Source organism: Fodinicurvata sp. EGI_FJ10296 (assembly GCF_040712075.1).
Lineage (GTDB): Bacteria > Pseudomonadota > Alphaproteobacteria > DSM-16000 > Inquilinaceae > JBFCVL01.
On the sequence record NZ_JBFCVL010000012.1, the window covers coordinates 10,974 to 34,496 of the forward strand.

Below are 23,523 nucleotides of genomic sequence, written 5' to 3' on the forward strand. Positions count from 1 at the left end.
GAACCGACCTTGGCCGTGTCTCTGGCGAGGCAGGCGACCGAGTGAAACGGATTCTGTTTGTCACCGATGCATGGCACCCACAGGTGAACGGCGTCGTTCGGACGCTGGAGCATACGATTGCCGCGCTGGCGGACAAATCGGTAGCCGCAGATGTTCTGAGCCCGCAAGGCTTTTCCAGCGTGCCTTGCCCCACCTATCCCGACATCCGGCTGTCGGTGACGACCAGTGGGACGCTGGACCGGATCATCACCGAGTCTGCTTCCGACCACGTCCACATCGCTACCGAGGGGCCTCTGGGGCTTTTGGCCGCCGCGGCGCTGCGTCGACGCGGGCGCAGCTATACCAGCAGCTATCACACCCGGTTTCCCGAATACATCGCCGCCCGCCTGCCCGTCCCGAAAGGGCCGGTCTACGCTTGGCTGCGGCGGTTTCACAATCGCGGCGCCGGCTGCATGGTGGCAACCGAAACGCTGCGCCGCGACCTTGCGGCGCGCGGGTTCCGCAATCTGATGCTTTGGCCGCGTGGCGTGGATACCGGACTGTTCCGGCCCATGCCGGATCGCGGCATCTTCCACGGTCTGGCTCGTCCGATATGGCTGAACACCGGGCGTGTCGCGGTGGAAAAGAACCTGCCGGCCTTTCTGGATCTCGATCTGCCGGGCACCAAGGTGGTCGTGGGTGATGGGCCGCAACTGGTGCGCTTGCGGCGGAACTATCCGGCAGTGCATTTCACCGGCGCGAAATCGGGCGGCGATCTGGCCCACTGCTATGCCGATGCGGATGTGTTCGTGTTCCCCTCGCGCACCGACACCTTCGGCCTGGTCCTGCTCGAGGCGCAAGCCGCCGGTTTGCCGGTGGCAGCCTATCCCGTGATGGGGCCTCTCGATGTGGTGACGCAGTGGCAGACGGGCGTCTTGTCGGAAAACCTCCGCACCGCCGCGCTGGCCGCGCTTGAATTGCCACGTGCCGGCCGCCGGTCCACGGCCGAAGGCCGATCCTGGGCCGCCTGCACCGAGTTCTTTCTGAACAACCTCTCAGTCGCCGAACCCCAGTCGGTGATCGCTGCCTAACCCACGCGATCGGGCTGCGCACGGGCCTGCTCGAACGCATCGGTCAGCCTGCCTTGTCCGTCCGTCACGGCGAGCGGTTCGAAATCGGCGGCAAAACGGTCTGGCATGCGGATCAAGGGGCGATAGGCCAATCGTCGAGCGTCGGTCGTAGCCGAATAGGTCAGACGCGGCTCCTGCCACGTCTGGCGCATCTGTGCAGGGCTACCCAACCCGATCCTCGGCCCGAAGCGATGCAAGGGCCGCACCACGGAAAGGGCCGTCAGTTCGGCGGGCAGCGCCTTTCGCCAGTGCCATGCATGGCGCATCACATGGCGCATCAAGGCGAGCTTTCGGCCCCGCATCCGGAGCATGTCGCGCAGGAACGCTTTAACCTGCCCGACCGGTTCCCGGGGCCATTCCACCAACTTCTGACCGTCCATATCGCTGAGCAACACGCCCGGCATCATCCGTCCCGCAGATATCGACGTGTCGAAATAGGGCGTCCCGACGATCGGAATCGTCAGCGACAGCAGCCCCGGCATCGGCATCCTGTGATCGCGGATCAGACCATCGATCTGCGCATCCACCTCGGCCATGGTCTGCTGGGCAAAATCCACGATCAAACCGTAGTCGAACTGGATCCCGTGTTCTGCGCAGGCCTGTGCCAGCGACAGGGGATCCGACGCAAGGCTCTGTTTCTTGTTGAATGTCTTCAGCACCTCCGGGTCGAGCGACTCCACCCCGGAGAACAGACCCAGACAGCCGTTCTCGGCCACAAGTTTCAGGTTGTCGGGGCGTTTGAAGAAGTCCCCGGTCACCAACGCCGCCCAACCCCGGAACTGGCCGGCGCGCCAGCGATCGCCCAGCAGCTTGACCCGGTGTTCAAAGCCCTTGCGGTTGCTGCCGAAGAAATTGTTGTCCAGGACCATCACACCCTTGACCCGGCCCATCGCGTCCATCTGCCGGGTAATAGAGTCGTCCGAGTGCGCGAGATAAGGGCGGCTTTCACCTGTCAACGAGCAGAAGGAACAGGCAAAATTGCAGTTCGTCGTCGTTTCGACGAATCCCAGCCCCATTTTCGGGCCCGTCATGTCAAAGCGCGGCGCCCCCGCCGGGTCGACGGCGTCCTTGCCCAGCAAGTCTTGGATGACCTGGGCGATCTGTTCCGCGTCGCCCATGCAGACATGATCGAAGACTGTCTTGCAGATACCCGGCAAGGCCCGTGGAATCGGACCGCCAATGACCGTTACAGCCTTTGGATTGCCGCAACGGAAATACGCGGCCAACTGCCGCGCACGATCAAACGACGCGGTCAGCCCGGTAAAGACGACCATATCCGGCCATGAAAACAGCCGCCTGTCGACGAAGGCGCCGTGAAAAGCCTCGTCCCAGACCCGCACCTCGCAGATCTGGCGGTTGAAGTGCCCCGCCAGAAAATAGGGCGCCATGGCGCGCGGCACGAACAGCCGGGTTGGCGTTGCCATGCGCCAGGGGTCGAAATAGGCGTTGATGACAAGCACCCGATGTTTCGCGCCGTCGTTCATCGGTACACCTCTTGACGTTGCTTTCGAGGCGAGAGCGTAATCGCATCGGTCGGCAATTGCCAATTCAGCGCGGCGTAAACGTACCGGTTGCACGCGATCGCAGCAGTTGCGAGAGGCGAATTTTGTTGTTGGTTCATTGTTTCAAAGTGCATCAGCGGGCAGAGTGTCGGCGCAATTCGACGGGAACCCAACGATGAACCAAAGCTTGCGCGACCACCTGTTGACGAATCCTGCCATTCGCACCCTGGAAGCCGGGGCGCTGGACGCAGTCGCGGGTGTGTCGGAACAATCTGATGTTGCCGCAGGCGACATCATACTGCACGAGGGCGAGCGCAGCAGCGATCTGGTTCTTCTGATGTCCGGCACGGCGCAGGCGTTTCGCAATGACCCCGATGGCAGCGGTGACGTTGAACTGAGTGTGATCGACGCGGGCGACTGCATCGGAGAAATTGCCTATCTCGATGCCGGACCAAGGTCAGCTTCGGTCAGGGCGCGCACGCCCTGTTCGATCATTCGCATCCATATGGATCGCGTGGATGACCGCGTCGTTGTCAACGAACTCAAGGCGGCACTGGCAACCGTTGCGGTCAAACGCGTCCGCAAGCTTAGCGACGAAATGCTGGAGAGCATGCGGGCGAAACTTGAAGCCCGCGCATTGCAAAATCAGTTTGGCCATTTTCTGATCTTCACCATCGCAATCTTCGTCATCTCCACATCGATTTTTTATCTCGTGGCCGAAGATTACGTGGAAGATGTCTATGATCCCGGATTTTCCTGGCAGGCCGTGCTCCTGCTCGCGATTCCCTGCCTCCTTATCATCCGATTTCTGAAGATCCCGCTTGCCCAGATGGGCATCAAGCGCGAAGGCCTCTGGCGCTCGGTCTGGCAATCGCTCGTTTTCTGCGCGGTTCTGTCGTCTCCGGCGATCATCTACATGCTGTTCTTTCGCGCCCCGCCCGGGCCGGAGGACCGTCCGGTCCAGATCACGACACTGTTCCTGATCCAGTATTTTCTGCACACCGTCATCCAGGAGATCGGCGCACGTGGCCTCATTCAGGGTCTCTTCGTCAAGTTTTTCAACGATACCAAGGGACATCGGGCCGTTCTGCTGGCCAGCACGATCTTTGCCAGTCTGCACGTGGCATTCGGCCTGGACGCCGTCGTGCTGACCTTCTTCGCAAGTATCGTTTTCGGCTATGTATACCACTATCAGAAGAACCTGGCAGGCGTGGTGATCATGCACTACTGGTTCGGCGTGCTGGCAGCTCTTTTGGTCGCGCTCTGAGGGCGGCCATGCCCCGGCCACCCTGATCGCCCCCGACACTGATCAGGCAACTGTGTTTGTTGAGCCGAAATCGAATAGACAGGAAGCATGCAGCGCTATCCGGGGCAGGAAAAGGTGGTCCGGGGCGCTTTCCACCTTCTCCAATTCCCGTGCGCAGCGCGGCGCGAAGTGACGCGCTGCAGACCCGGGATCGGGTGCCGTGGCTCTCGGCGGACGAAACGCGGGCCGGGCTCTCGCGGAACGTGTAGGCCCCGGACAGCACTTCGTGCTTCCGGGGATGAGATAGGGGGCGGATGCTGAGGCAATAAACACAGTTGCCGGATCAGCAAAGCAACATTTCATGTTGCATCGCATCCGGGGCAGGGAAATTCCTGGCCGTGCTGCCCCCCAGATCTTTAGCCCCCGGTGGCGAAGTTGTTCTCGCTGCGGGTCGCCCAGCCGGTCATGCGCCGTTCTATCAACGAGAAGATCACATACATTCCGATGCCCATGGCGCTGATCACAAACAGCCCGGCGAAGACCAGAGGCACGCGGAAGCTGGAACTGGCGATCAACATCAAATGGCCGATCCCGGAACTGCCGGCGATGGTCTCGGCGATGACGGCGCCGACAAACGCCAGGGTTATCGCAATCTTGAGCGAGGCAAAGAAATAAGGCAGCGAGCGCGGAATACCGACCTTCAGCATGATGTCGAGCTTTCCCGCGCCCAGTGACCGGAGGACGTCTTTCAATTCGGGCTCGATCGTGGCCAAACCCGTCGCGACATTGACCACGATCGGGAAGAACGAGATCGAAAATGCGGTCAGGATCGATGGCGTGGGACCGATACCGAACCAAACGACCAGAATCGGAACGATCGCTACTTTGGGAATGCTGTTAAAGGCAATCAGCAACGGGTAAATCGCATGATACAGGGTCGCCGACGCGCCGACGGCAATGCCCAGCGCCATGCCGAATGCGACGGCCAAAGCAAACCCGATTGCCGTGGTGTAGAGCGTGATCAGCGAATGGTGCCAGAGCGGGCCCCAGTTTTCCCACATCGCACCCATGGCATCACTCGGCGCCGGCAGAATGAAGGTGTCGATATCGAAGACCCGGCAGGTCAGTTCCCAGAGACCGAAGAACAGGATCGTGGCGATCCAGGGTGCAAGTGTTTGTTGGGTTTGGTCGTTCATGCCACCTGCCTTCCATGCTGGATCTTGTTGCGCATTTCGTGAACCAGATCGACCATTTCCGGCCGGAACAGATCCTCAAGATCGCGCGGTCGCCCCAGCGGAACCTCCCAGTCCTCGATGATTCGTCCAGGCCGCGCGGACATGATGGCGACACGATTGGCCAGATAAGCCGCTTCCCTCAGGTCATGGGTGATCAGCATGACCGTACACTCCCGATCCAGGTAAAGCGTTTGCAAAACGTTCCACAATTCTTCGCGGGTGAAGGCATCCAGAGCGCCGAACGGCTCGTCCAGCAGCAGCAATTCCGGTTCATGGATCAAGGCGCGGCAAAGCTGCGTGCGCTGCTGCATGCCGCCGGAAAGCTGCCAGGGAAATCTGTCGCCAAATCCTTCCAGGCCGACGGTGGCGAGAAGTTTCTCAGCCTTGGCCCGGTTCCGATCGTAGTCGCGACGAAAGCTGCTGCGGTGCGGCCTTACGATTTCAAGCGGCAGCAGAACATTGTCGATAGCCGTCCGCCAGGGCAGCAGGGTTGCATTCTGAAAGGCCATGCCGACGATCTTGACCGGCTTGGTGATGGTTTCCCCATTGACGACCACCCGGCCGCCGGTGGGCGGCATCAGACCCGAAACGAGCTTGAGCAGAGAAGATTTCCCGCAGCCGCTGGGCCCGACGATGGCGACGAACTCGCCCTTCTTGATCGTCAGATCGAGGGATTCCACGGCGACTGTCCTTTGCCCGCCATTGCCATAGGCCAGGGCGACGTCTTCCAGTTGTACGAAGCTCAATTGATCCCCGCCTGTCTTGATTGATCTATAATGGAAACCGCCGGCCGCGGACGAAGCGGCCGGCGGCGATCACAGTGGAACCGGCCGGCACGGGGCCGACCCCGATTTCACGACGGATCGTTACTGAATCATCCGCTCTTCGGCGGGCGGCAGGTAGTCGGGGTTATACATCTCGTCGACGCTGGGTGCCCTGTCCAGGCCGAACGCCTCGACCACCTTGACGAGCGCCTCTTCGAACCGGTCCGGATCGATTGCGCCGAAACCGATCTCCTGAACCGTCTCGGTCACCAGGCAGCATTCCAGGGCCAGATCGAGGCGCGCACGCTCGATGTCGCGGTCGAGAAGCGGCTCGAATTCCATGACGGCATCGATCGCCAGTTCAGGATTTTCGACAATGTCCTTGACGCTGCGAATCGTGGCACGGATGAAGCCTTCGACTGCTTCGGGGTGCTCCTGCTGGAACTCGCTGGAGACCGCAACGCCGTTGGCATAGAAATCGATGCCGACATCGCCATAAAGGAAGTATCGGACGTCTTCTTCCGGCGTGCCGGTTTGCACGATGTTCAGAAGCGACGACCAGACATGGCCGGTGATGGCATCCACATCGCCGCGCACCAGCATCGTTTCACGAAGCTGCGGTGACATGTTCTCGATGTTGATCGCATCCATATCCATGCCGAGTTCCGCCGCCACCGCGGGGAACAAGCGCATGCTGGCGTCGAACGACGGGGCGCCCAGGGTGTGGCCTTCAAGGTCGGATATTTCCTGGATATCGCTGTCGGCCATGGTGAAGATCGAGAACGGTCCGCTGTTATAGACCATCAGAACGGTCTGAATGGCATTATCGGGATTCTGCGAATTGAACTCGATCAGCGAGTTGATGTCGGGAAAGCCCATATCGTGCGAGCCACCGGCGATCCGGTTCGCTGCGTCGCCTGACCCCTGAGACGGATCGAACGTGACGTTCAGCCCTTCTTCCTCGTAATATCCGGCGTCCTTGGCATGGAAGAAAATGCCGTGCGGGCCCTGCGCGACCCAGTCGAGCGTGAATGCGATGTCCACCTCGTCCTGCGCGCGGGCGTCGGCCGGCGCCATGGCGGCCATTGCCAGAATGGCCGTGGAAACGGAAAAGGCGATCCTGTTTCGGTTTTTCATTTGATGCTCCCAGTTCTGCAGATCTGACGTTGAATGCCCGGACGAGGGCCGGTCATCCGCCGCGTCGGTTGACCCATTGTCGGTGTCGTTCCCGGCCGACGCAATTATTGTTCCATTCCCGAATACGCCTTTCCAAAAGAAAAGGCGCTTCAGTTCCGGACGCCGATCTTTTGACCGAACGTCTGTATCATTGTATCCATTTTTCGGCCGCAGGATCGACTCTGAAATTCGACAACCATCTAGAGGCCGGGCTCAGGGTTCCATGATAATCTTGCCGAACAAGCTGCGATCCTCGATCATTCGGTGCGCCTCGACGATGTCAGACAGCGGCAGTACGCAATTGATCGCCGGAGCCAAGTGCCCGTCGGCCGCAAGTTGGATCGACTGTGCAATGTCGTCCTGGGAGTAGCTGTTCGACCCCAGCACCTGCAGTTCGCGAACCCAGAGATAACGCAGGTCGGTGACCGGGTCGTGTCCCGCCGTCGCGCCGCAGGTCAGCAGCCGCCCTCTTGGGCGAAGTGCCTTTAATGTCGGCACCCAGGTGTCGCCGCCGGTGAAATTTACGGCAACATCGACGCCCTTCTTGCCCGATATGCGCCAGGCTTCGCGGCTGAAATCGTCCTGGCCGTAATCGATCGTGTATTCGGCACCCAAATCCGCCAATTGCCGGCATTTCTCCTGCGAGCCGGCGGCGGCGATCACCCGTGCGCCCAAATGGCGACCAATCTGGACGCAGGCCGTACCGACGCCGCCACTGGCGCCAAGCACGAGCATGAGTTCGCCGGGCTGAACCTTGCCAATCGTCGTCAGCATCCGTTGGGCCGTGCCATAGGCGATCGGCATGGCGGCCGCCGTGCGGAAATCGAGGCTATCCGGCATGGCGATGAGGTTGGCGGCCGGGACCGCGACCCGTTCGGCAAGCCCGCCCAGGCGTTCTTCGCCCAGCATGCCCTTGGCCGTGGCCGGATTGACGACGACCCGGTCACCCGATTTCCAGCCGGAGACATCGGCGCCGGCCGACTCCACGACGCCGGCGATGTCGCCACCGGATATGAATGGCATCGGCACCGGAAATCCCGGCATGCCGCGACGCACGAAGACATCCAGATGGTTGAGGCCGACCGCCTTGACGCGGATGACGACTTCATCGGATTCGGGAACCGGATCCGGCCAGTCGCGATAGCTCAGTACGTCGAGTCCGCCCTGGCTTTCGATGACGGCTGCTTTCATATTCACCCCCTGTTGGCGCGTGGCGCGGTCAGTCCGCGCGGGCCGCGACGACCTCGATTTCGACGAGCAGTTCCGGCTTCGCCAGACCGGCGACCAGCAGCCCGGTGGCACAGGCATGATTGTCGCCCAGATGCCGCGCCCTCACCCGTGGATGCACTGCGAAATCCTCAGCCCGCGTGATGTAGGTCGTAACCTTCACGATATCTGCGGCAGTCATGCCGGCCGAGGCCAGGGTTGCATGGATATTCGTCCAGATGATCTCCATCTGCGCCTCGCTGTCCGGCGGGATCGTCCCGTCGGGGCCGACGCCGACCTGGCCCGAAATATACAGGCGGCGGGCGTTTGCCGGCACTTCGACCCCGTGGCTGTACTGACCGAGCGGCGGCGAGATCGTCGGCGGATTATGGCGCTTCATTTCACGATACTCCCAGGTTTCGGACGTCAGGCACGCCCCTTCGATCCGGCCCAAAGCTTGCGACACACACTCGAATGCGACGGCTTGCAAATCCTCAGAACCTGTGATCAACTTTGAAAATGGATACAATGATCCAGACGGTGAGGCAACATCCGATCTGGTCATGTGGCGAGAGCACAACAAATGTCCGCCTGAAGTCCTGGAACTGGTGAATACGATTGATGAATCGCGTAATGCGAGAATCAGCGGAGGCTTCTAATATGGTAAGTAAGATCAACGCAAAAGCACTGTTGAGCGGGGCAGCGCTCGCCATCGCGATGGCGGCAATGGCGCCGGCAACAGCAGACGCGCAGGATTACGTCATCCGGCTGTCGCATGGCATGCCGGAGGAAATGGAATCCGGTCAGCATGCCTATGCTGTCGTCTTCAAGGAATTCGTCGAGGCGCAGACCGGCGGCGATGTCGAGGTCCGCATCCTTGGCGCGAACGTCGTCGGAGCTGAGCGCGAACAACTTCAGAGCGTTCAGACCGGCATCAACCAGATGCTGCTGGTCTCCGAGATTACGCAGCCTTCGTTCTTCGAACCGGCGTTGATCTGGGGCATACCGTTCCTGTTCCCCTCGTCGGCCGTAGCCTGGGAGGTTCTGGACGGCCCGTTCGGCGAACGCTACAACCAGGAATTTCTGGATGCAACGGGCATCAGAATCCTCAATCACATCGAAAGCGGCTTCCGCAGCATCTTCAACAGCGAACGGCCGATTCATTCGCCGGAAGATCTCGATGGCCTGCGCATCCGTACCGGCGAGAACGCCGTGCATATGGAACTGATGTCGTCGCTGGGTGCCAGCCCGACGCCGATCTCGTGGTCCGAGGTCTACACCTCGCTGCAGCAGGGCGTGGTCGACGGCATGGAGAACCCGCCCGGCCTGTTCTATTCCATGCGCTTCTACGAGCATCAGGACTATCTGACCGTCAACCGTCACCTGTATAGTCTCCATTCCGCCATGATAAACGAAGCCTTCTTCCAGTCGCTGCCGGAGGATTACCAGGCGATCGTTCTGGAAGGTGCGGAAGTCGCCAAGACCGTCGGTCGTTCGACGGCTTACCTGGCCGAGCGTGCGGCGCTGGATCAGCTCCGCGAAGAAGGCATCGAGGTCTATATCCCGACGACCGAGGAGTATGAGGCTTTCCGTGACCTGGGACAGCCCAACGCACTGCAGCTCGTCCGCGACGAAGTCGGCGACGACTGGGTTGACGGCGTCCTGACGGCAGTCGACGAAGCAGCGGCCGGACTCGGCCAGCTCTGACGTCAGGATCGGTCTTGCGGCGCTGCCGGCCCCTCGGAATGCGGGACCGGCAGTGCTGCAGGCGAAACAACCGACAACCCTCCGGACGCTTCCGACACCTTCACGAAACGCCCCCGAGGCACGCATGCTGCGCACCATAGACAGATCGATAGAAATGACGACCGTGGCCATCATCGTGGTACTGATGTCGGTGATGACGGTTTCGATTGTTGCCGGCGTCTTCTACCGGTACGTCCTGAACGCGCCGCTGAGCTGGACGGAAGAGATCGCCCGCTACGCGATGGTCTGGGTTTCGGTGCTGGGCGGCGGGTTGGCGTTCCGGCGCGGCGGGCATGTTGCCGTGACCTTCGTCGTCGATGCGTTTCCCAACGCCTTACGCACGATCACGTTGTTCCTGGGCGGCGTCGCGATACTGACATTCCTGTTCATCATGTTCTGGTATGGCTGGCAGATGGCCGAGCAGGTCCGGTTCCAGCGCAGCGCTGCGTTGCGGTTCTCCATGAGCTATGCCTATGCCGCCATCCCGGTCGGCGCGGCGCTGATGATCTATCACATGCTCGTCGCCACCTATCTCCAGGTGTTCATGAACGAGAGCCCCTCCTCCCGGCAAACGGGAATCTAGGACGGACCGGCACCCGGTTCGCCCCGGCACCCGATTCGGGTCTTCCCTTCTTTCGCGCGGCGACACGACAAACGAAAAGGTCTTCGAATGCTGGGCACGGTAATGTTTGGCGGAATGCTGGCCCTGATGCTGCTGGGCGTGCCGATCCTGTTCGCGATCGGGATCGCCTCGGCGCTCGGAATTCTTACCATCGGCGCTTCCGCCCCCTGGATCATTATCCCCGCCAGCATGTTCAACGGGATGAATTCCTTCCCGCTGATGGCGATTCCGTTCTTCGTTCTGGCCGGGGAACTGATGAACCGTGGCGGCATTTCGCGACGGCTCGTCTCCTTCGCGGTCGCGCTGGTCGGGCATGTCCAGGGCGGGCTGGGGCACGCCAATGTCGTTGCAAACGCCATGCTGGCGGCAGTGTCCGGATCGGCGCTGGCCAACATCGCCGCCGTCGGCCGGGTCATGATCCCGGAAATGGAGAAAAAGGGCTACGAGCGGGAATTTGCCACCGGCATCACGATCAGTTCCTCCCTGCTCGGCCCGATCATCCCGCCCAGCATCACGATGGTCGTCTATGCCGTGACCGCCGGCGCCTCGATCGGCGGGCTGTTTCTGGCCGGCGTCTTGCCCGGCATTCTGATGGCCCTGCTGCTGATGGCGGTCATCTATATCCGCGCGCGGAAAATGAACTACCCGGTGAACGACTCCTTCACCGTTCGCGGGGTCGTCGACACCGGTCGCGAAGCGATCATCGCCCTGCTCATGCCGGTCATCATTCTGGGCGGGATCTTTGGCGGCATCATGACGCCGACGGAAGCGGCCGCAGTCGCCGTGGCCTATGCACTGATCGTCGGTCTTTTCGTCTTTCGCGAACTCAAGCTGAAGGATGTCGGCGACATCCTTGCCAATACCGGCATCCTGACCGGCTTCATCATGCTGATCGTCGGCGCAGCGCGGGTCTTTTCGGACCTGCTGGCCCAGGAAGCGGTGCCACAGGCCATCGCAGCCGTCGTTTTATCCATCACCAGCAACGAAATCCTGATGTTGCTGCTGATCAATCTTCTGCTTCTCGTCGTCGGCTGCCTGATGGACACGACGGCGGCCATCATCATCCTGGTGCCGATCCTGTTGCCGATCGCGACCGAGCTTGGCATCGACCCGCTGCTGTTCGGCGTGATGATGTGCATCAATCTGGTTATCGGTTTGGCGACACCGCCAGTGGGCATCGCTCTCTATCTGGGCGCCGATGTCGCCAATCTGAAGGTCGAGAAGGTGATCCGGGCAACGCTGCCGTTCCTGATCGTCCAGATCGGCGTCCTGCTGCTCGTGACCTTCGTTCCGGCCATATCGCTCACCCTGCCAAGACTGATGGGATACTGACCGCGTCGCGCGGCAAGCCTTCAACCTGACCTGCTACCGGAGACACCATATGACGACCGCTTTTGACCTGCCGTTCTCGATCGAGGAATACCGGAGCCGTGTCACCGCCGTGCAGGCTGAAATGGCCAGGCGCGGTATCGATGCCCTGCTCGTTCACACGCCGGAGAACATCTATTACCTCACCGGCTATCGGACGCTTGGCTACTACTCGTACATGATGCTGGTCGTGCCGCCCGAGGGCGACCCGGTGCATCTGGCGCGCTTCATCGAGAAGTCGGTTCTGCAGGGCACATCCTGGGTGCCGAACATCGAAACTCACCCCGACACCGAACACTATCTCGATGCCACCATCCGCGTGCTGCATGACCGCGGCTTCGATCGCGGCACGCTGGCCGTCGATCACAGTGCCTGGTATCTGACCATCGCCGATTTCAACGCGCTGAAGGAACGCCTGCCCGACGTCAAATGGCAGGACAGTGCCCTGATGATCGAGACCATGCGTCTCATCAAGAGCCCGGCTGAACAGGAATACAGCCGCCTGGCCGGCCGGGCGGCATCGCAGGGTATGCGCGATGCGGTCGAAGCGATCCGCGACGGCATTACCGAGAACGAGATCATGGCCGCCGCCTATAACGGCATGTTCGCCATGGGCAGCGAATTCACCGCGCTGCCGCCGCTGATCAATGCCGGTGTGCGCCATACCATGGCCCATGCCACAGCCGACGGGAATGCCGCACGCTGGAACGAGGCGGTCCATCTGGAGATCGGCGCCAGCATCAAGCGCTATCACGCCGCCAATCTGCGCGTCTGCCATCTGGGTGAACCGCCGAAGCTGTTCATGGACCTGACCGACCTCTGCCGCCGCTCGCTGGAAGCCGGCATCGCGGCGATGAAGCCCGGCGTCCCGGCAGAAACCGTTGACCATGCCGCCCGCAAGGTCATCGACGACGCCGGTTATGGCGACAAGTTCCGGCACAAGGCCGGCTATTCCATCGGCATCGCCCTGCCCCCGGACTGGAGCGAGGCGCGCAGCTTCATGCTGCGCGGTGGCGAGAAGCGCGAGCTTCAGCCGGGCATGGTCTTCCACATCCTGCCGGCGGTGTTCGAATACAAGGAATACGGCATCGGCCTCAGCGAAACGGTGCTGATCACCGATACCGGCGCGGAGGTTCTGACCAACGCGGAACAGAAACTGTTCGTGAAGAAATAAGCCGGTTCGGGAATCAGGCGGGTCCGCCAGAACCGGGACCAGAACCGGGGCCGGACCCGACAAGGGAGCAGAAGATGTCCAGTACAGGCAAGACCCTGATCATCAAGGGTGGGCGCGTCTACGACCACGACGGCGACGTCCATATGCCGCCGAAGGCCGACATCCTGATCGAAAACGGGATTATCAAGGCGATCGGTCCGGATCTGGCCGATCGTCTGGCCGCCGGCCAGTCGGTCGAGGGCATTTCCGGCGCGGCGGTGTCGGAAACCATCGACGCCAACGGTCAGCTCGTCCTGCCGGGATTCGTCAACGCCCACTATCACTCGCACGATGTGCTGCTGAAGGGCAGCTACGAGACCATCCCGCTGGAGTTCTGGGTGCTGAACGCGCTCCCGCCCAGTTATCCGAAGCGAAGCCCGGAAGAACTGCGGGCGCGCACGCTGCTGGGCGTGCTGGAATGCCTGAAAAGCGGCATGACCACCGTTCAGGACATGGTGACGGTGTTCCCGTTCGACCCGGCGGATATCGACGTTATCCAGGATGCCTATGACGAAATCGGCATCCGCTCGGTCCTGGCGCTGCAGGTCGCCGACGTGCCGGGGCTGAAATCGATCCCGTTCTGGGAAGACATCATTCCCGAAGAGATGCGCGCCAACCTGACCGGCGCGGTCGAACCGTTCGGCCCGGACGTCGACCTGTTCACCATGATGGAAGACACCATCAAGGCCAAGCGTGGCGCCAAATCGCGCGTGCACTGGGCACTGGGTCCATCCAGCCCCGAACGCTGCACCGAGAGCTTCATGGAGCGGCTGGCCGACCTGTCGGCGCGGGAAAATCTGCCGATCTACTCGCATCTGTACGAATCCAAGGCGATGACCCTGATCGCCCGTCAGGAATTCAAGGCCGATGGCGGATCGCTGATCCGCTATATGCAGCGCACGGGCGTTCTTGGCCCCCGCCTGAGCCTTGCGCACAGTGTCTGGCTCTTGCCCGACGAAATCGACATGCTTGCCGAGGCGGGCGCAAACGTCGTTCTGAACCCGGTCGGCAACCTGAAGACCCGCAGCGGCATCGCCCCGATCACGGACCTGGTCGCCAAGGGCGTCAATGTCGCGCTCGGCAGCGACAATTGCAGTTGCAGCGACGTCCAGAACATGTTCCAGGCGATGAAACTGTACTGTTCGCTGGCCGGTGTGCTGGACCCGATGCCGGGCCGGCCCTTTGCCGCCGATGCGTTGAAAGCCGCCACGGTCAACGGCGCCCGCACAGCCGGGCTCCAGGATCGGATCGGCGCGCTGAAACCGGGCATGGCCGCCGATCTTTCCATCCTGGATCTGTCGGATGTCAGCTATGTGCCGCTCAACAGTGTCGCGCGCCAGACGGTCTTCACGGAGACCGCGCGATCGGTACGCACGGTCATGGTGGACGGCGAGGTCATCCTGCGCGACGGCCGCTCGACCCGCATCGATGAACAGGCGCTTTATGCCGAGGTCGAAGGCCTTATGGACGTCGTCCGCCGCGACCGCGACGCCGTCGAGGCGCGCACCCGGATGATGGAGCCGTACCTTCTGAAGGCGCACAAGATGATCTGGGACGACGATGTCGGCACCAACCGCTATGTCGCCGGTCCCAGCTTCTGACGGGCGCCCGCAAGTGAGTCCAAAGGGCGATGCAACAACCAGCGCCCATCTCTGGAGGTATTCGTGAAGGCCTATCCCTTCGATTATATCAGGGCGGAAAGCGTCGACGATGTGCTGTCGGCGCTGGACCGCTATGGCACCGAGGCGCGGATCATCGCCGGCGGGCAAAGCCTGATGCCGATGCTGAATTTCCGGCTCGCGCGGCCGGAAGTGCTGATCGACATCAACCGCCTGGCCGAACTGTCCGGCATCGAGGACCGCGGCGACCACATCCGCGTCGGTGCCCTGACCCGCCACGTCGATGTCGCCCGCTCGCCGATCATTGCACGCCATGTGCCGGTGGTGGCCGAAGCCATGACCCACGTCGCCCATCCGGCCGTGCGCAATCGCGGCACCCTGGGCGGCAGCCTGTGCCTCGCCGACCCGGCGGCGGAACTGCCGGCCTGTATGGTCGCCCTGGGCGCAGATCTGGTCGTGGCCGGCAACAACGGACGACGAACGGTACCCGCCGACGCGTTTTTCATGGGCATGTTCGAAACCGCGGTCGACGACGGCGAAATGCTGATCGAAGTGCTGCTGCCGAAATCCGGCCCCGGCACCCGTTCGGCCATGGATGAGGTTGCGCGGCGTCATGGCGACTACGCCATCGTCGGGGCGGCGGCGGTGGCCGAAATGGACGGGCCGGCGTTCCGTGACCTGCGTCTGGTCTATTTCGGGGTCGAGGACAAGCCGATTCTGGCCCGCGAAACCGCGGCCGCCCTGATAGGGCAGTCCTGGTCACCCGCGCTGGCAGAGGATCTGAAATCGACGTTGGCGCAGGATCTTTCCCCCAACGACGACAGCCAGGCCAGCAGTGCCATGCGCCTTCATCTGGCCGATGTTCTGGCCCGGCGGCTGTTGCCGCGTCTGGCCGACCCGGACGGGCCCCACCCGTCTCGCACAGAAAACGAGAGCGTATCCCGATGAGCGATCGATCCTATTCCGTGTCGATGACGGTCAACGGCGAAGTGGTGAATGCCAATGTCAGCGCGCGCACCAATCTGGTCGATTTCCTGCGCCAGGATCTCGAACTGACCGGGAGTCATGTCGGCTGCGAGCATGGTGTCTGCGGCGCCTGCACCGTCCGTGTCGACGGCCGGATCATGCGCGGCTGCCTTTTGCTGGCGGTCCAGGCAGACGGTCAATCCGTCGAAACCATCGAAGGAATGGCCGGCGACCCGCTGATGACCTCGCTGCAGGATGTGTTCGTCGAGGAGAACGCCCTGCAATGCGGGTTCTGCACGCCAGCGATGCTGCTGACCGCCCATGAGTTCATCAGCCGGGTCGTGGAGACCGGGGCATACCGGCCGGACCGGGACGCTATCCGCGACACTATCTCGGGCAACTACTGCCGCTGTACCGGTTACCAGTCAATCGTGCAGGCCGTGGAGCGGGTCCTGATCCAGTACGAAACGGCCCCGACCAAAGCCCCTAACGGTGCCCCGAACCCAGGGAGCGATCGATGACCGACGCCGCAAGCGATCACCTGCCCCATACCGATTCTCCGCACACCGTTTCGGGGCCCATCGGCCACAACGAACCGCGCGCGCGGGCGCGGCGCACCGTGGCCGGCAAGGGGCGCTATGTCGATGACATCGTCCTGCCGCGCATGCTGCATGTCGCCTTTCTGCGCAGCCCCCACGCCCACGCCGCAATCCTGTCAATCGACGCGGCCGAAGCCCGCGAAGCGCCCGGCATCGTCGCCGTGGTGACGGGCAAGGACATGGCGACACAGTGCACGCCGTATGCCGGATCGCACCAATTGTTCAAGCGGCTCAAAGCCCCGGATCAGTACCCGCTGGCCGTCGATCGCGTGCTGTGGCAGGGCGAACCGGTGGTCGCGGTCGTTGCCACCAGCCGGGCGCTGGCCGAGGATGCGGCCGAACTGGTCGATGTCGACTACGACATTCTGCCCGCCGTCACCTCGTTCGAGCGCGGCACGCCGCCGGCCGTCCAGTTGCATGACGACATCCCCGACAACATTGCGCTGGTCGAACAACTGGGTACCGCCACTGTCGGCGAGGACTTCCCCGGCGCCGATCAGGTGTTCGAAGCGCAGTTCCGCTTCGGCCGCATCACCGGCACGACGCTGGAGCCACGCGGCATCATCGCCGACTACGAGCCGCGCGAGGGGGCGTTGACGGTCCATTGCTCGCACCAGTGCCCGCATCAGCAACAGGATATTTTCGCGCGGCATCTGGGTTTGCCGGAACACAAGGTGCGCGTCCTCTGCCCCGATGTCGGCGGCGCCTTCGGCCTGAAACAGCAGTTGTACGGCGACGAATTCGCCGTGTGCGCGCTGTCGATCATGCTCGGCCGTCCGGTGAAATTCATCGCCGACCGCCTGGAATCCATGGTATCCGACAACCACGCCCGCGACCATGCCGCCACGGCGCGCATCGCCGTCAAATCCGACGGCACCATCGTCGGGATGGAAGTCGACGACATCTTCGGCATCGGCCCCTATTCGCAGTATCCGCGGTCCAGCGTCGGCGAAGGCAACCATGTTCTGCGGATCACCGGCGCGCCCTATCGGCTCGACGACTATCGCGCCCGGCTGACCATGGTCTATCAGAACAAGTCGATGATCGGCCATTACCGCTCGGTCGGGCATCCGGTCGCCTGCGCGATCACCGAGGGGCTGGTCGATCTGGCCGCCGATGGACTGGGTCTCGACCCTGCCGATATCAGGCGCCGGAATTTCGTCCGCTCGTCGGATTGTCCGCGCGTGTCGCCAGGCGGCATCGACATGCCGGACATGTCGCTGGAGACATGCTTCGACGCCGTGGTCGCGGCGATGGATCTGCCCGCCCTGCGCGCCGAACAGGCCGAAATGCGCAAGAAGGGAGTTTATCGCGGCATCGGAATCGCCGCCTTCGTGGAACTGACGGCCTCGGGGCCGGAATATTACGGGCCGGGTGGCAACCGCATCACGTCGCAGGAAGGCTGCCATCTCAAGCTCGAACCATCCGGCGTCGTCAGATGCTGGATATCCGTCACCGATCAGGGCCAGGGCACCGACACCGGCATTGGTCAGGTCGTGGCGTCGCATCTGGGCGTCGCCATGGCCGATGTCCGGGTGTTCAGCGGCGACAGCGAAACCACGCCCTATGGCGGCGGTGCCTGGGCATCGCGCGGGATCGCCATCGGCGGCGAAGCCGCGCTGCGCGCCGCAACGGCGCTGAAGGCGAACATCCTGGAACTGGCCGCCGTCGTACTTCAGGCCGATGCCGGCACGCTGGATATCGTCGGCGGCCGGGTCGTCGATCGCGATACCGGCACCGAGCGGATGCCGCTGTCGGATGTCGCCCGCATCGGCTATTTCCGGCAGGACACGCTGCCGCCGGGCGTTCAGCCCGAACTGTCGGTCGTGCGCCATTACGTGACGCCGCGCGGCCGCAAGTTCATGGCGACCAACGGCGTTCACGCCGCCCATGTCGAGGTCGACACCCAGACCGGGATCGTCCGGTGCCTCGGCCATTGGGTCGCCCATGACGCCGGCGTGGTAGTCAACCCGTCGCTGGTCGAAGAACAGATCCGCGGGGGCGTCGTGCAGGGCATCGGCTCGGCGCTGTTCGAGGAACTGCGCTATGACGACGACGGCCAGATGCTGTCCGGCAGTCTGGCGGATTATCTCGTACCGATGGCCTCGGAAATGCCGGAAATCACCGTCCTTCACGTCGAGGGAACGGGCGTGGAGGAAGAACTCGGCGCCAAGGGTGTCGGCGAGGCTGGCGTTGCAGGCTCGCCGGCGGCCATCATGAACGCGGTCAACGATGCGATCGCCGGCGCCGGACTGGGCCAGCGCATCCATACGCTGCCGCTGTCGCCGGAACGCATCCTGGGGGCGCTCGGCAAGGTGCCCGGCGAACTCTGATCGATCAATAAACGACACACGAAAAACCGAAAGCTCCCACGCTTTCGACGGAGGACGATATGCAGTTGCGGATTCTTTCCGAGCAGGACGTTCGGTCGGTCATTACCATGACGGAAGCCATCGACGTGCAGGCCGAGGCCTTTGTCGCCTTGTCCCAGGACAAGTCGATCGAGGGGCTGCGCAGTTTCGCCCTTTCCGAAACACCGCCGGGCATCGCCATCTTCAACCCGTCCTTTCTGAAGAACGGTGGCGGCTATGGCATCAAGGTGGTGTCGGATTTCTACGACAACGAAAAGAAGAAGCTGCCCCGGATGTCGTCGCTGGTCGCGCTGTTCGACGGCGAGACCGGCGCGCCGCGCACGGTCATGGAGGGCGGCTATCTGACCGATCTCAGAACCGGAGCGGGCACGGCGCTGGCCGCCCGTTATCTCGCCCGCAAGGACAGCCGCACGGTGGCCATCATTGGTGCGGGCCGCGTGGCGCGCAATCAACTGGAAGCGATCTGCGCCGAGTTCTCGATCGAGCGCGTTCTGGTTTCGACGCGCAGCCAGTGGCGTGGCGAAGCCTATATCGACCGCATGAAGAAAACGGGCAACGGTGTGCCGACGGATATCGTACTGGTGGACAGCCCCGCCGACGCCGTGCGCGAGGCCGACATCGTCGTTGCGGCCACGACGGCGCATGATCCGGTCTTCTCCGGCGACGATCTGCGGCTGGGAACCTTCGTCGCCGCCGCCGGTGCCTACGAGGCTTCGATGCGCGAGGTCGACAGCCGGACGATCGCGCGGTCAACCAAATGGGTGGTGGACAGCCGCGCGGACTGCCTGGACCACGCCGGCGACCTGGTGGCACCGATGAAAGAGGGCATCATCACCGCCGATCAGGTGTCGGAGATCGCCGATCTGGTGTCAGGGCGCCGGTCCGGGCGCGAGAACGACGACGAGATCACGTATTTCAAGTCGATCGGCGTGCCCATCCAGGACCTGATGACGGCCCAGCATATCGAACGCCGGGCGCTTGAGCGGTCGATCGGCACGATGATCGAGTTCGGCGGAGACGACGGCTGAGATATCAGTTAGGACGGGTTTCAAACGGCGGCTGCCGGGACGGACGGTACATTGAAAACGGCTGGGACGGGGGATGCGGGTATGTTGGACCTACTGATCAAGGGCGGCGCCGTGATGATTGACGGCAGGCCGTCGCCGGTCAATCTGGCGATCGCCGACGGCCGCATTACGGCCGTGCTGTCGCCAAGCATACCGGCACCGGCGGCGCGCGAAACCGTCGACGCCGACGGTCTCACCGTTCTGCCCGGTCTCGTCGATGCCCATGTGCATTGCCGGCAGCCCGGCTTCGAACACAAGGAAAATTTCGCCTCGGCATCGCGTGCCGCGGCGGCCGGGGGCGTCACGACGATCATGGTGATGCCGACCGACAATCCGTTCACCGACACACTGGACCGGTTCCGCGAGAAAGTCGCCATGGCACGGGCGTCCAGCATCGTGGATATCGCGCTGCAGGCGGCCATCGTTCCTGACAGCCCGGACACCGCTGCCATTCACGATGTCGGCGCAGTCTCGTTCGAAGCATTCCTCAGCGATGCCCCCGAGGCGTATCTGCTCAAGGATGACGGCGACCTGTTCGCGGTCATGGAAGCGGTCGCCGCCGTTGGCGGCGTGCTGGGCGTAACGCCCGGAACCCCGGCGATCAGTGGCCGGATCGAGGCCCGGCTGCATGCGCAGAACCGGCGCGATCCCGGCGCCTTCATCGAATCCCGTCCGGCTGCGGCCGAAGCGGTCGCGGTTGCGAGGATCTGCCTCGCCGCGCGGGCGACCGGCGCCCGGGTTCACATCCGCCAGGTCAGTACAGCGGAAAGCGTTGCCGTACTGCGGGCGTTGAAGCCGGGCACGGCGATTACGGCTGAAGTCACGGCCCACAACCTGATGTTGGACGAAAGCCGGCTGCACGCGTTGGGCCCTTTTGCGAAAGTCGTCCCGCCCCTGCGGCCCAAAACCGATATCGATGCCGTCCGGGCCGCCCTAAAGGACGGCGTGATCGACATCGTCGTCACAGATCACGCGCCCCATGCAGAGGCCGAGAAACAGGCCGGGGCAACGGATATCTGGGCAGCGCCGGGCGGGTTTCCCGGGCTTCAGACCCTGCTGCCCACGCTATTGAAGCTGGGAACCCAAGGCGATTTCGACCTTGGCAAACTGTCATCGGTGGCGGCCCGACAGCCGGCGCTGCTGTTCAATCTCTATCCCCGCAAAGGCTGGCTTGGCCCCGGCGCCGATGCCGACATCGTTCTGGTGGACATGACCGCGGAATCGACCGTGACGGCGGACGAGCAGTTCAGCCGCGCCCGGCGTACGCCGTTCGAGGGCATGCGCTATCCCGGCCGGGTCGTGCGCACCCTGCTACGGGGGCGCACGATCTATGCCGACGGTGCCTGTATCGACGAACCGGTCGGCTGCGTGATCGGCACGCCCGACCCGCACTGAGACGCCGCCGCGCCAACGCCCCTTTGGCGGGCGCGGCATCAGTGCCGGACGAGAAGCCCGGCGGCAGCAAGTTTCGCTGCGGCCTGCCGGTCCGCAAGCTGCTTCAACAAGGCGTCGTCGGCACTGTTTCTCCCGCCGCCCGCCCTGTTGGTTCGGACGCGCCATTCGTTGCCCAGCCCGTTCGTCACCGATGCAGTATCGGGATCGTCCGACGCCAGGGCGAACAGTCCACGCCGCCCTTCCAGAATCGCGCGCGGGCCATCCAGGCCGGCGAAGATCAGCCGGGCGGCTTCGATCCCGTTGAAGCTGGCTTTGGCGGGGTGCAGTGAATAGGCCGCATAGCCCTGTTGCGCTTGCAGCCCTGCGGCCTGCGTGGCGCCCAGACCGATGCATTGTTCGGTCTGTTCAGGCGAAAGCCCCATCAGCCGTGCCGCCGCTGCCGCCGCTCCGACAACGCCTGCCGTCCCCAGCAGGTGCCAGCCGCGCCCGGGATGCGTGCTGCCCAGCGCCTCGGCAACACGGATCGCCGCCTCGGCACCGACCAACGCCGCCTCGACGATCTGGAACGCCGATGCGTTCTGCAGTTCACCGACAGCCAGCGCGACTGGCACGACCACCGTTCCGATCGGCATGCCGTCCGGCGTATTGGCACCAGTGGCGGGTGGCAGATCGCCATGAACGGCAAATGCATTGGCAAAGGCCGCCCACTCGGCCTGCCGACGCGCGCCACCGGCCCAAACCGTCGCCTCGGCGCCGGTTCCGCCCAGGTTGTCCATGGTACTGGTGATTGCGGCATCGGAACCCGAACCGGCCCCGGCCCCGCCCGCACCAGACGAAGCAAGCATTGCGGCAACCATGCCGGCGGCCCACTGCCATTCGTCGTCACCGACCACGACCGGCGAAGCGGCGAAGGCCGACAACGCCGAGGTTGTTGTGTAATCAGGCATCCAAGTCTCCGTTGTTATCGGCATCCGCCGCTTAAACCGGCGTCGCCGCCGCGATCAGGGCGCCGATATTGCCCGTGCCTGCCGGGTCGCCCAGAAGCGTCCACAGCGCGTCGGTCCTGTCGTGCAGCCGGCCCGAAACCTGGCTGCGAAACTTGTCCTGCAGTTCGGCATCCGATAAGGGGCGCGCCACGCTGCCTCGGGCAACGGGCACCTTTACAGTGATCTCGTCACCATTGGTCAGTCGCGCCGTGCCGAAACACCCGGTCCAGCCGACGCTTTCGTCGTCGACAAGATCGATTTTCTGCCGGACCTGCGGAATGTCCCTGTGGCTGAGGCCGGCAACGTCGAATTCCTCGACCCCCGCCTTTCCGAACACCAGTCCCATAGCCAGGCCATGAACCCCGCTGAACCGCGCTTCCAGCGGCGTCACCGGTGTCGGGTTGCCGGTCAACTCACGCACGATCGGGTGGCTGGAAACAGTGATCCGGTCGATGGCTTCGGCGGTGACACCCTTTTCCCTGAATTCGATCCCGAGGTCGATCAGCGGGTGGATGACCAGACCGCACGGATAGGGCTTGTAGGTGTTTTCGGCCAGAAGCCAGGTTTCGCCGAAACCGTCCAGCACGCGATCGGCAACCACGGTGTCGCTCAGGACCGCGAAATAGCCGGCCGGTCCGAACAACGCGTCGGGGGACCCCTTGACGCCGGCCCTCGCCAGTTCGACCGCCAGCAATCCGTTCGCCGCCGCCTTGCCCGGATGGAACGGTTTGCCGGATGTACCGAAGGCCTCACGCAGTCCCAGGCTCTGGCTGCAGGCGAGTGCGATGGCCTGCGCCAGCGTGTCGGCGTCGAGGCCCCGGACGATGCCCGCAGCCACGGCGGCACCAAGCGAACCGACGGTTCCGGTGATGTGCCAACCGCGCTCGTAATGCCACGGCATCATCGCCCGGCCGATCCGCAGTTGAAACTCGCAGCCCAGCGCAAAGGCCGCGAAGAAGTCGGCGGCGTTCGCCCCGTCCATCTGTGCGGCGGTCAACGTCGCCGCAAAAGACGCGGCGGAGGAATGGACCGACGATGCAACATGCGTGTCGTCGAAATCATCCATATGCGCGGAGAGCCCGCAGATCACGGCCGCCGCGTGGCCCGAAAAGGTGCTGTCCGTGCCGAGCAGGTGGATTGCGCCGGGCGCGGTTGCTTCGAAATGCCGACGGACGGTCAGCACGCCCGGCGTCTCCAGTCCGCCGATTGCCGTTGCACAGATATTCCGCAGGGACCGAATGGCTTCCGGCGCGATGGCGTCGGACAAAACAGCAGCCCTTGCGGCGGGCATCCTCTCCGCGAGGAGCCTCAGCCGGTCGTCGTTTGTCATTT

20 protein-coding genes are annotated in these 23,523 nt (G+C 63.2%); 12 read left to right on the forward strand and 8 right to left on the reverse strand.

Annotated features, from left to right (window positions below; all coding sequences use genetic code 11):
* Positions 1-41: 41 nt before the first annotated feature.
* Positions 42-1,070 (forward strand): glycosyltransferase family 1 protein, encoded by a 1,029-nt coding sequence (locus tag ABZ728_RS21010; protein ID WP_366658357.1) that lies wholly within the window; start codon positions 42-44, stop codon positions 1,068-1,070.
* On the opposite strand, the gene ABZ728_RS21015 is transcribed toward ABZ728_RS21010, so the two are convergent.
* On the reverse strand, positions 1,067-2,593 hold the full coding sequence (locus ABZ728_RS21015; RefSeq protein ID WP_366658358.1) for a radical SAM protein: 1,527 nt from the start codon (positions 2,591-2,593) through the stop codon (positions 1,067-1,069). The two genes, ABZ728_RS21010 and ABZ728_RS21015, sit on opposite strands and share 4 nt — an antisense overlap.
* A gap of 193 nt (positions 2,594-2,786) precedes the next feature.
* On the opposite strand from ABZ728_RS21015, the gene ABZ728_RS21020 reads away from it, so the two are divergent.
* Positions 2,787-3,878: a cyclic nucleotide-binding domain-containing protein gene (locus ABZ728_RS21020; RefSeq protein WP_366658359.1), complete on the forward strand. Its 1,092-nt coding sequence runs from the start codon at positions 2,787-2,789 to the stop codon at positions 3,876-3,878.
* Between the two features lie 395 nt (positions 3,879-4,273).
* Here ABZ728_RS21020 and ABZ728_RS21025 read toward each other — a convergent pair whose 3' ends face one another.
* The 5 genes from ABZ728_RS21025 to ABZ728_RS21045 form a co-directional block, all read right to left on the reverse strand.
* Positions 4,274-5,053 carry an ABC transporter permease gene (locus ABZ728_RS21025; RefSeq protein WP_366658360.1) on the reverse strand — a complete coding sequence of 260 codons (780 nt, stop codon included), beginning with the start codon at positions 5,051-5,053 and terminating at the stop codon, positions 4,274-4,276.
* The gene (locus ABZ728_RS21030) at positions 5,050-5,838 is read right to left on the reverse strand and encodes an ABC transporter ATP-binding protein (protein ID WP_366658361.1); all 789 of its coding nucleotides are present in this window, start codon (positions 5,836-5,838) and stop codon (positions 5,050-5,052) included. The genes ABZ728_RS21025 and ABZ728_RS21030 overlap by 4 nt, the downstream gene beginning before the upstream one ends.
* Positions 5,839-5,958: 120 nt before the next feature.
* Positions 5,959-6,993 (reverse strand): ABC transporter substrate-binding protein, encoded by a 1,035-nt coding sequence (locus ABZ728_RS21035; RefSeq protein ID WP_366658362.1) that lies wholly within the window; start codon positions 6,991-6,993, stop codon positions 5,959-5,961.
* A gap of 252 nt (positions 6,994-7,245) precedes the next feature.
* The gene (locus ABZ728_RS21040; protein ID WP_366658363.1) at positions 7,246-8,223 is read right to left on the reverse strand and encodes a zinc-binding dehydrogenase; all 978 of its coding nucleotides are present in this window, start codon (positions 8,221-8,223) and stop codon (positions 7,246-7,248) included.
* 28 nt (positions 8,224-8,251) lie between these two features.
* A complete protein-coding gene (locus ABZ728_RS21045) occupies positions 8,252-8,638 on the reverse strand; it encodes a RidA family protein (protein ID WP_366658364.1) in 387 nt (128 codons plus the stop codon).
* 260 nt (positions 8,639-8,898) lie between these two features.
* Here ABZ728_RS21045 and ABZ728_RS21050 point away from each other — a divergent pair, with 260 nt between their 5' ends.
* The 10 genes from ABZ728_RS21050 to ABZ728_RS21095 all read left to right on the forward strand — a co-directional run bounded on the left by ABZ728_RS21050 (position 8,899) and on the right by ABZ728_RS21095 (position 21,205).
* Positions 8,899-9,945, forward strand: coding sequence for a DctP family TRAP transporter solute-binding subunit (locus ABZ728_RS21050; RefSeq protein WP_366658366.1), 1,047 nt, complete (start codon positions 8,899-8,901; stop codon positions 9,943-9,945).
* A 124-nt stretch (positions 9,946-10,069) separates the two neighbouring features.
* Positions 10,070-10,567, forward strand: coding sequence for a TRAP transporter small permease (locus tag ABZ728_RS21055; protein WP_366658367.1), 498 nt, complete (start codon positions 10,070-10,072; stop codon positions 10,565-10,567).
* Between the two features lie 87 nt (positions 10,568-10,654).
* Positions 10,655-11,938 carry a TRAP transporter large permease gene (locus ABZ728_RS21060; protein WP_366658368.1) on the forward strand — a complete coding sequence of 428 codons (1,284 nt, stop codon included), beginning with the start codon at positions 10,655-10,657 and terminating at the stop codon, positions 11,936-11,938.
* A 49-nt stretch (positions 11,939-11,987) separates the two neighbouring features.
* Positions 11,988-13,148 (forward strand): Xaa-Pro peptidase family protein, encoded by a 1,161-nt coding sequence (locus ABZ728_RS21065; protein ID WP_366658370.1) that lies wholly within the window; start codon positions 11,988-11,990, stop codon positions 13,146-13,148.
* Between the two features lie 74 nt (positions 13,149-13,222).
* Entirely contained in the window at positions 13,223-14,788 is a 1,566-nt protein-coding gene (locus tag ABZ728_RS21070; protein ID WP_366658371.1) for an amidohydrolase family protein, read from the forward strand.
* A gap of 63 nt (positions 14,789-14,851) precedes the next feature.
* Entirely contained in the window at positions 14,852-15,754 is a 903-nt protein-coding gene (locus ABZ728_RS21075) for a xanthine dehydrogenase family protein subunit M (RefSeq protein WP_366658373.1), read from the forward strand.
* A complete protein-coding gene (locus tag ABZ728_RS21080; RefSeq protein WP_366658375.1) occupies positions 15,751-16,293 on the forward strand; it encodes a (2Fe-2S)-binding protein in 543 nt (180 codons plus the stop codon). Before ABZ728_RS21075 ends, ABZ728_RS21080 begins: the two co-directional genes overlap by 4 nt.
* Positions 16,290-18,704 (forward strand): xanthine dehydrogenase family protein molybdopterin-binding subunit, encoded by a 2,415-nt coding sequence (locus ABZ728_RS21085; RefSeq protein WP_366658376.1) that lies wholly within the window; start codon positions 16,290-16,292, stop codon positions 18,702-18,704. The genes ABZ728_RS21080 and ABZ728_RS21085 overlap by 4 nt, the downstream gene beginning before the upstream one ends.
* Before the next feature lie 59 nt (positions 18,705-18,763).
* Positions 18,764-19,771, forward strand: coding sequence for an ornithine cyclodeaminase family protein (locus ABZ728_RS21090; protein WP_366658377.1), 1,008 nt, complete (start codon positions 18,764-18,766; stop codon positions 19,769-19,771).
* Positions 19,772-19,852: 81 nt separating this feature from the next.
* Positions 19,853-21,205 (forward strand): dihydroorotase family protein, encoded by a 1,353-nt coding sequence (locus tag ABZ728_RS21095; RefSeq protein WP_366658378.1) that lies wholly within the window; start codon positions 19,853-19,855, stop codon positions 21,203-21,205.
* Positions 21,206-21,243: 38 nt separating this feature from the next.
* Here ABZ728_RS21095 and ABZ728_RS21100 read toward each other — a convergent pair whose 3' ends face one another.
* Complete coding sequence (locus tag ABZ728_RS21100; RefSeq protein WP_366658379.1) at positions 21,244-22,152, reverse strand: MmgE/PrpD family protein; 909 nt, start codon at positions 22,150-22,152, stop codon at positions 21,244-21,246.
* Between the two features lie 31 nt (positions 22,153-22,183).
* Positions 22,184-23,521 carry an MmgE/PrpD family protein gene (locus tag ABZ728_RS21105; RefSeq protein WP_366658381.1) on the reverse strand — a complete coding sequence of 446 codons (1,338 nt, stop codon included), beginning with the start codon at positions 23,519-23,521 and terminating at the stop codon, positions 22,184-22,186.
* Between the last annotated feature and the right edge of the window lie 2 nt (positions 23,522-23,523).

Bases quoted from the DNA above. Each gene is read 5' to 3' on its own strand.
- ABZ728_RS21090 (WP_366658377.1), top strand. From the start codon at position 18,764: ATGCAGTTGCGGATTCTTTCCGAGCAGGACGTTCGGTCGGTCATTACC.
- ABZ728_RS21070 (WP_366658371.1), top strand. From the start codon at position 13,223: ATGTCCAGTACAGGCAAGACCCTGATCATCAAGGGTGGGCGCGTCTAC.
- ABZ728_RS21100 (WP_366658379.1), bottom strand. From the start codon at position 22,152: ATGCCTGATTACACAACAACCTCGGCGTTGTCGGCCTTCGCCGCTTCG.
- ABZ728_RS21080 (WP_366658375.1), top strand. From the start codon at position 15,751: ATGAGCGATCGATCCTATTCCGTGTCGATGACGGTCAACGGCGAAGTG.
- ABZ728_RS21050 (WP_366658366.1), top strand. From the start codon at position 8,899: ATGGTAAGTAAGATCAACGCAAAAGCACTGTTGAGCGGGGCAGCGCTC.
- ABZ728_RS21045 (WP_366658364.1), bottom strand. From the start codon at position 8,638: ATGAAGCGCCATAATCCGCCGACGATCTCGCCGCCGCTCGGTCAGTAC.
- ABZ728_RS21060 (WP_366658368.1), top strand. From the start codon at position 10,655: ATGCTGGGCACGGTAATGTTTGGCGGAATGCTGGCCCTGATGCTGCTG.
- ABZ728_RS21035 (WP_366658362.1), bottom strand. From the start codon at position 6,993: ATGAAAAACCGAAACAGGATCGCCTTTTCCGTTTCCACGGCCATTCTG.
- ABZ728_RS21095 (WP_366658378.1), top strand. From the start codon at position 19,853: ATGTTGGACCTACTGATCAAGGGCGGCGCCGTGATGATTGACGGCAGG.
- ABZ728_RS21015 (WP_366658358.1), bottom strand. From the start codon at position 2,593: ATGAACGACGGCGCGAAACATCGGGTGCTTGTCATCAACGCCTATTTC.
- ABZ728_RS21055 (WP_366658367.1), top strand. From the start codon at position 10,070: ATGCTGCGCACCATAGACAGATCGATAGAAATGACGACCGTGGCCATC.
- ABZ728_RS21065 (WP_366658370.1), top strand. From the start codon at position 11,988: ATGACGACCGCTTTTGACCTGCCGTTCTCGATCGAGGAATACCGGAGC.
- ABZ728_RS21020 (WP_366658359.1), top strand. From the start codon at position 2,787: ATGAACCAAAGCTTGCGCGACCACCTGTTGACGAATCCTGCCATTCGC.
- ABZ728_RS21025 (WP_366658360.1), bottom strand. From the start codon at position 5,053: ATGAACGACCAAACCCAACAAACACTTGCACCCTGGATCGCCACGATC.
- ABZ728_RS21085 (WP_366658376.1), top strand. From the start codon at position 16,290: ATGACCGACGCCGCAAGCGATCACCTGCCCCATACCGATTCTCCGCAC.
- ABZ728_RS21040 (WP_366658363.1), bottom strand. From the start codon at position 8,223: ATGAAAGCAGCCGTCATCGAAAGCCAGGGCGGACTCGACGTACTGAGC.
- ABZ728_RS21105 (WP_366658381.1), bottom strand. From the start codon at position 23,521: ATGACAAACGACGACCGGCTGAGGCTCCTCGCGGAGAGGATGCCCGCC.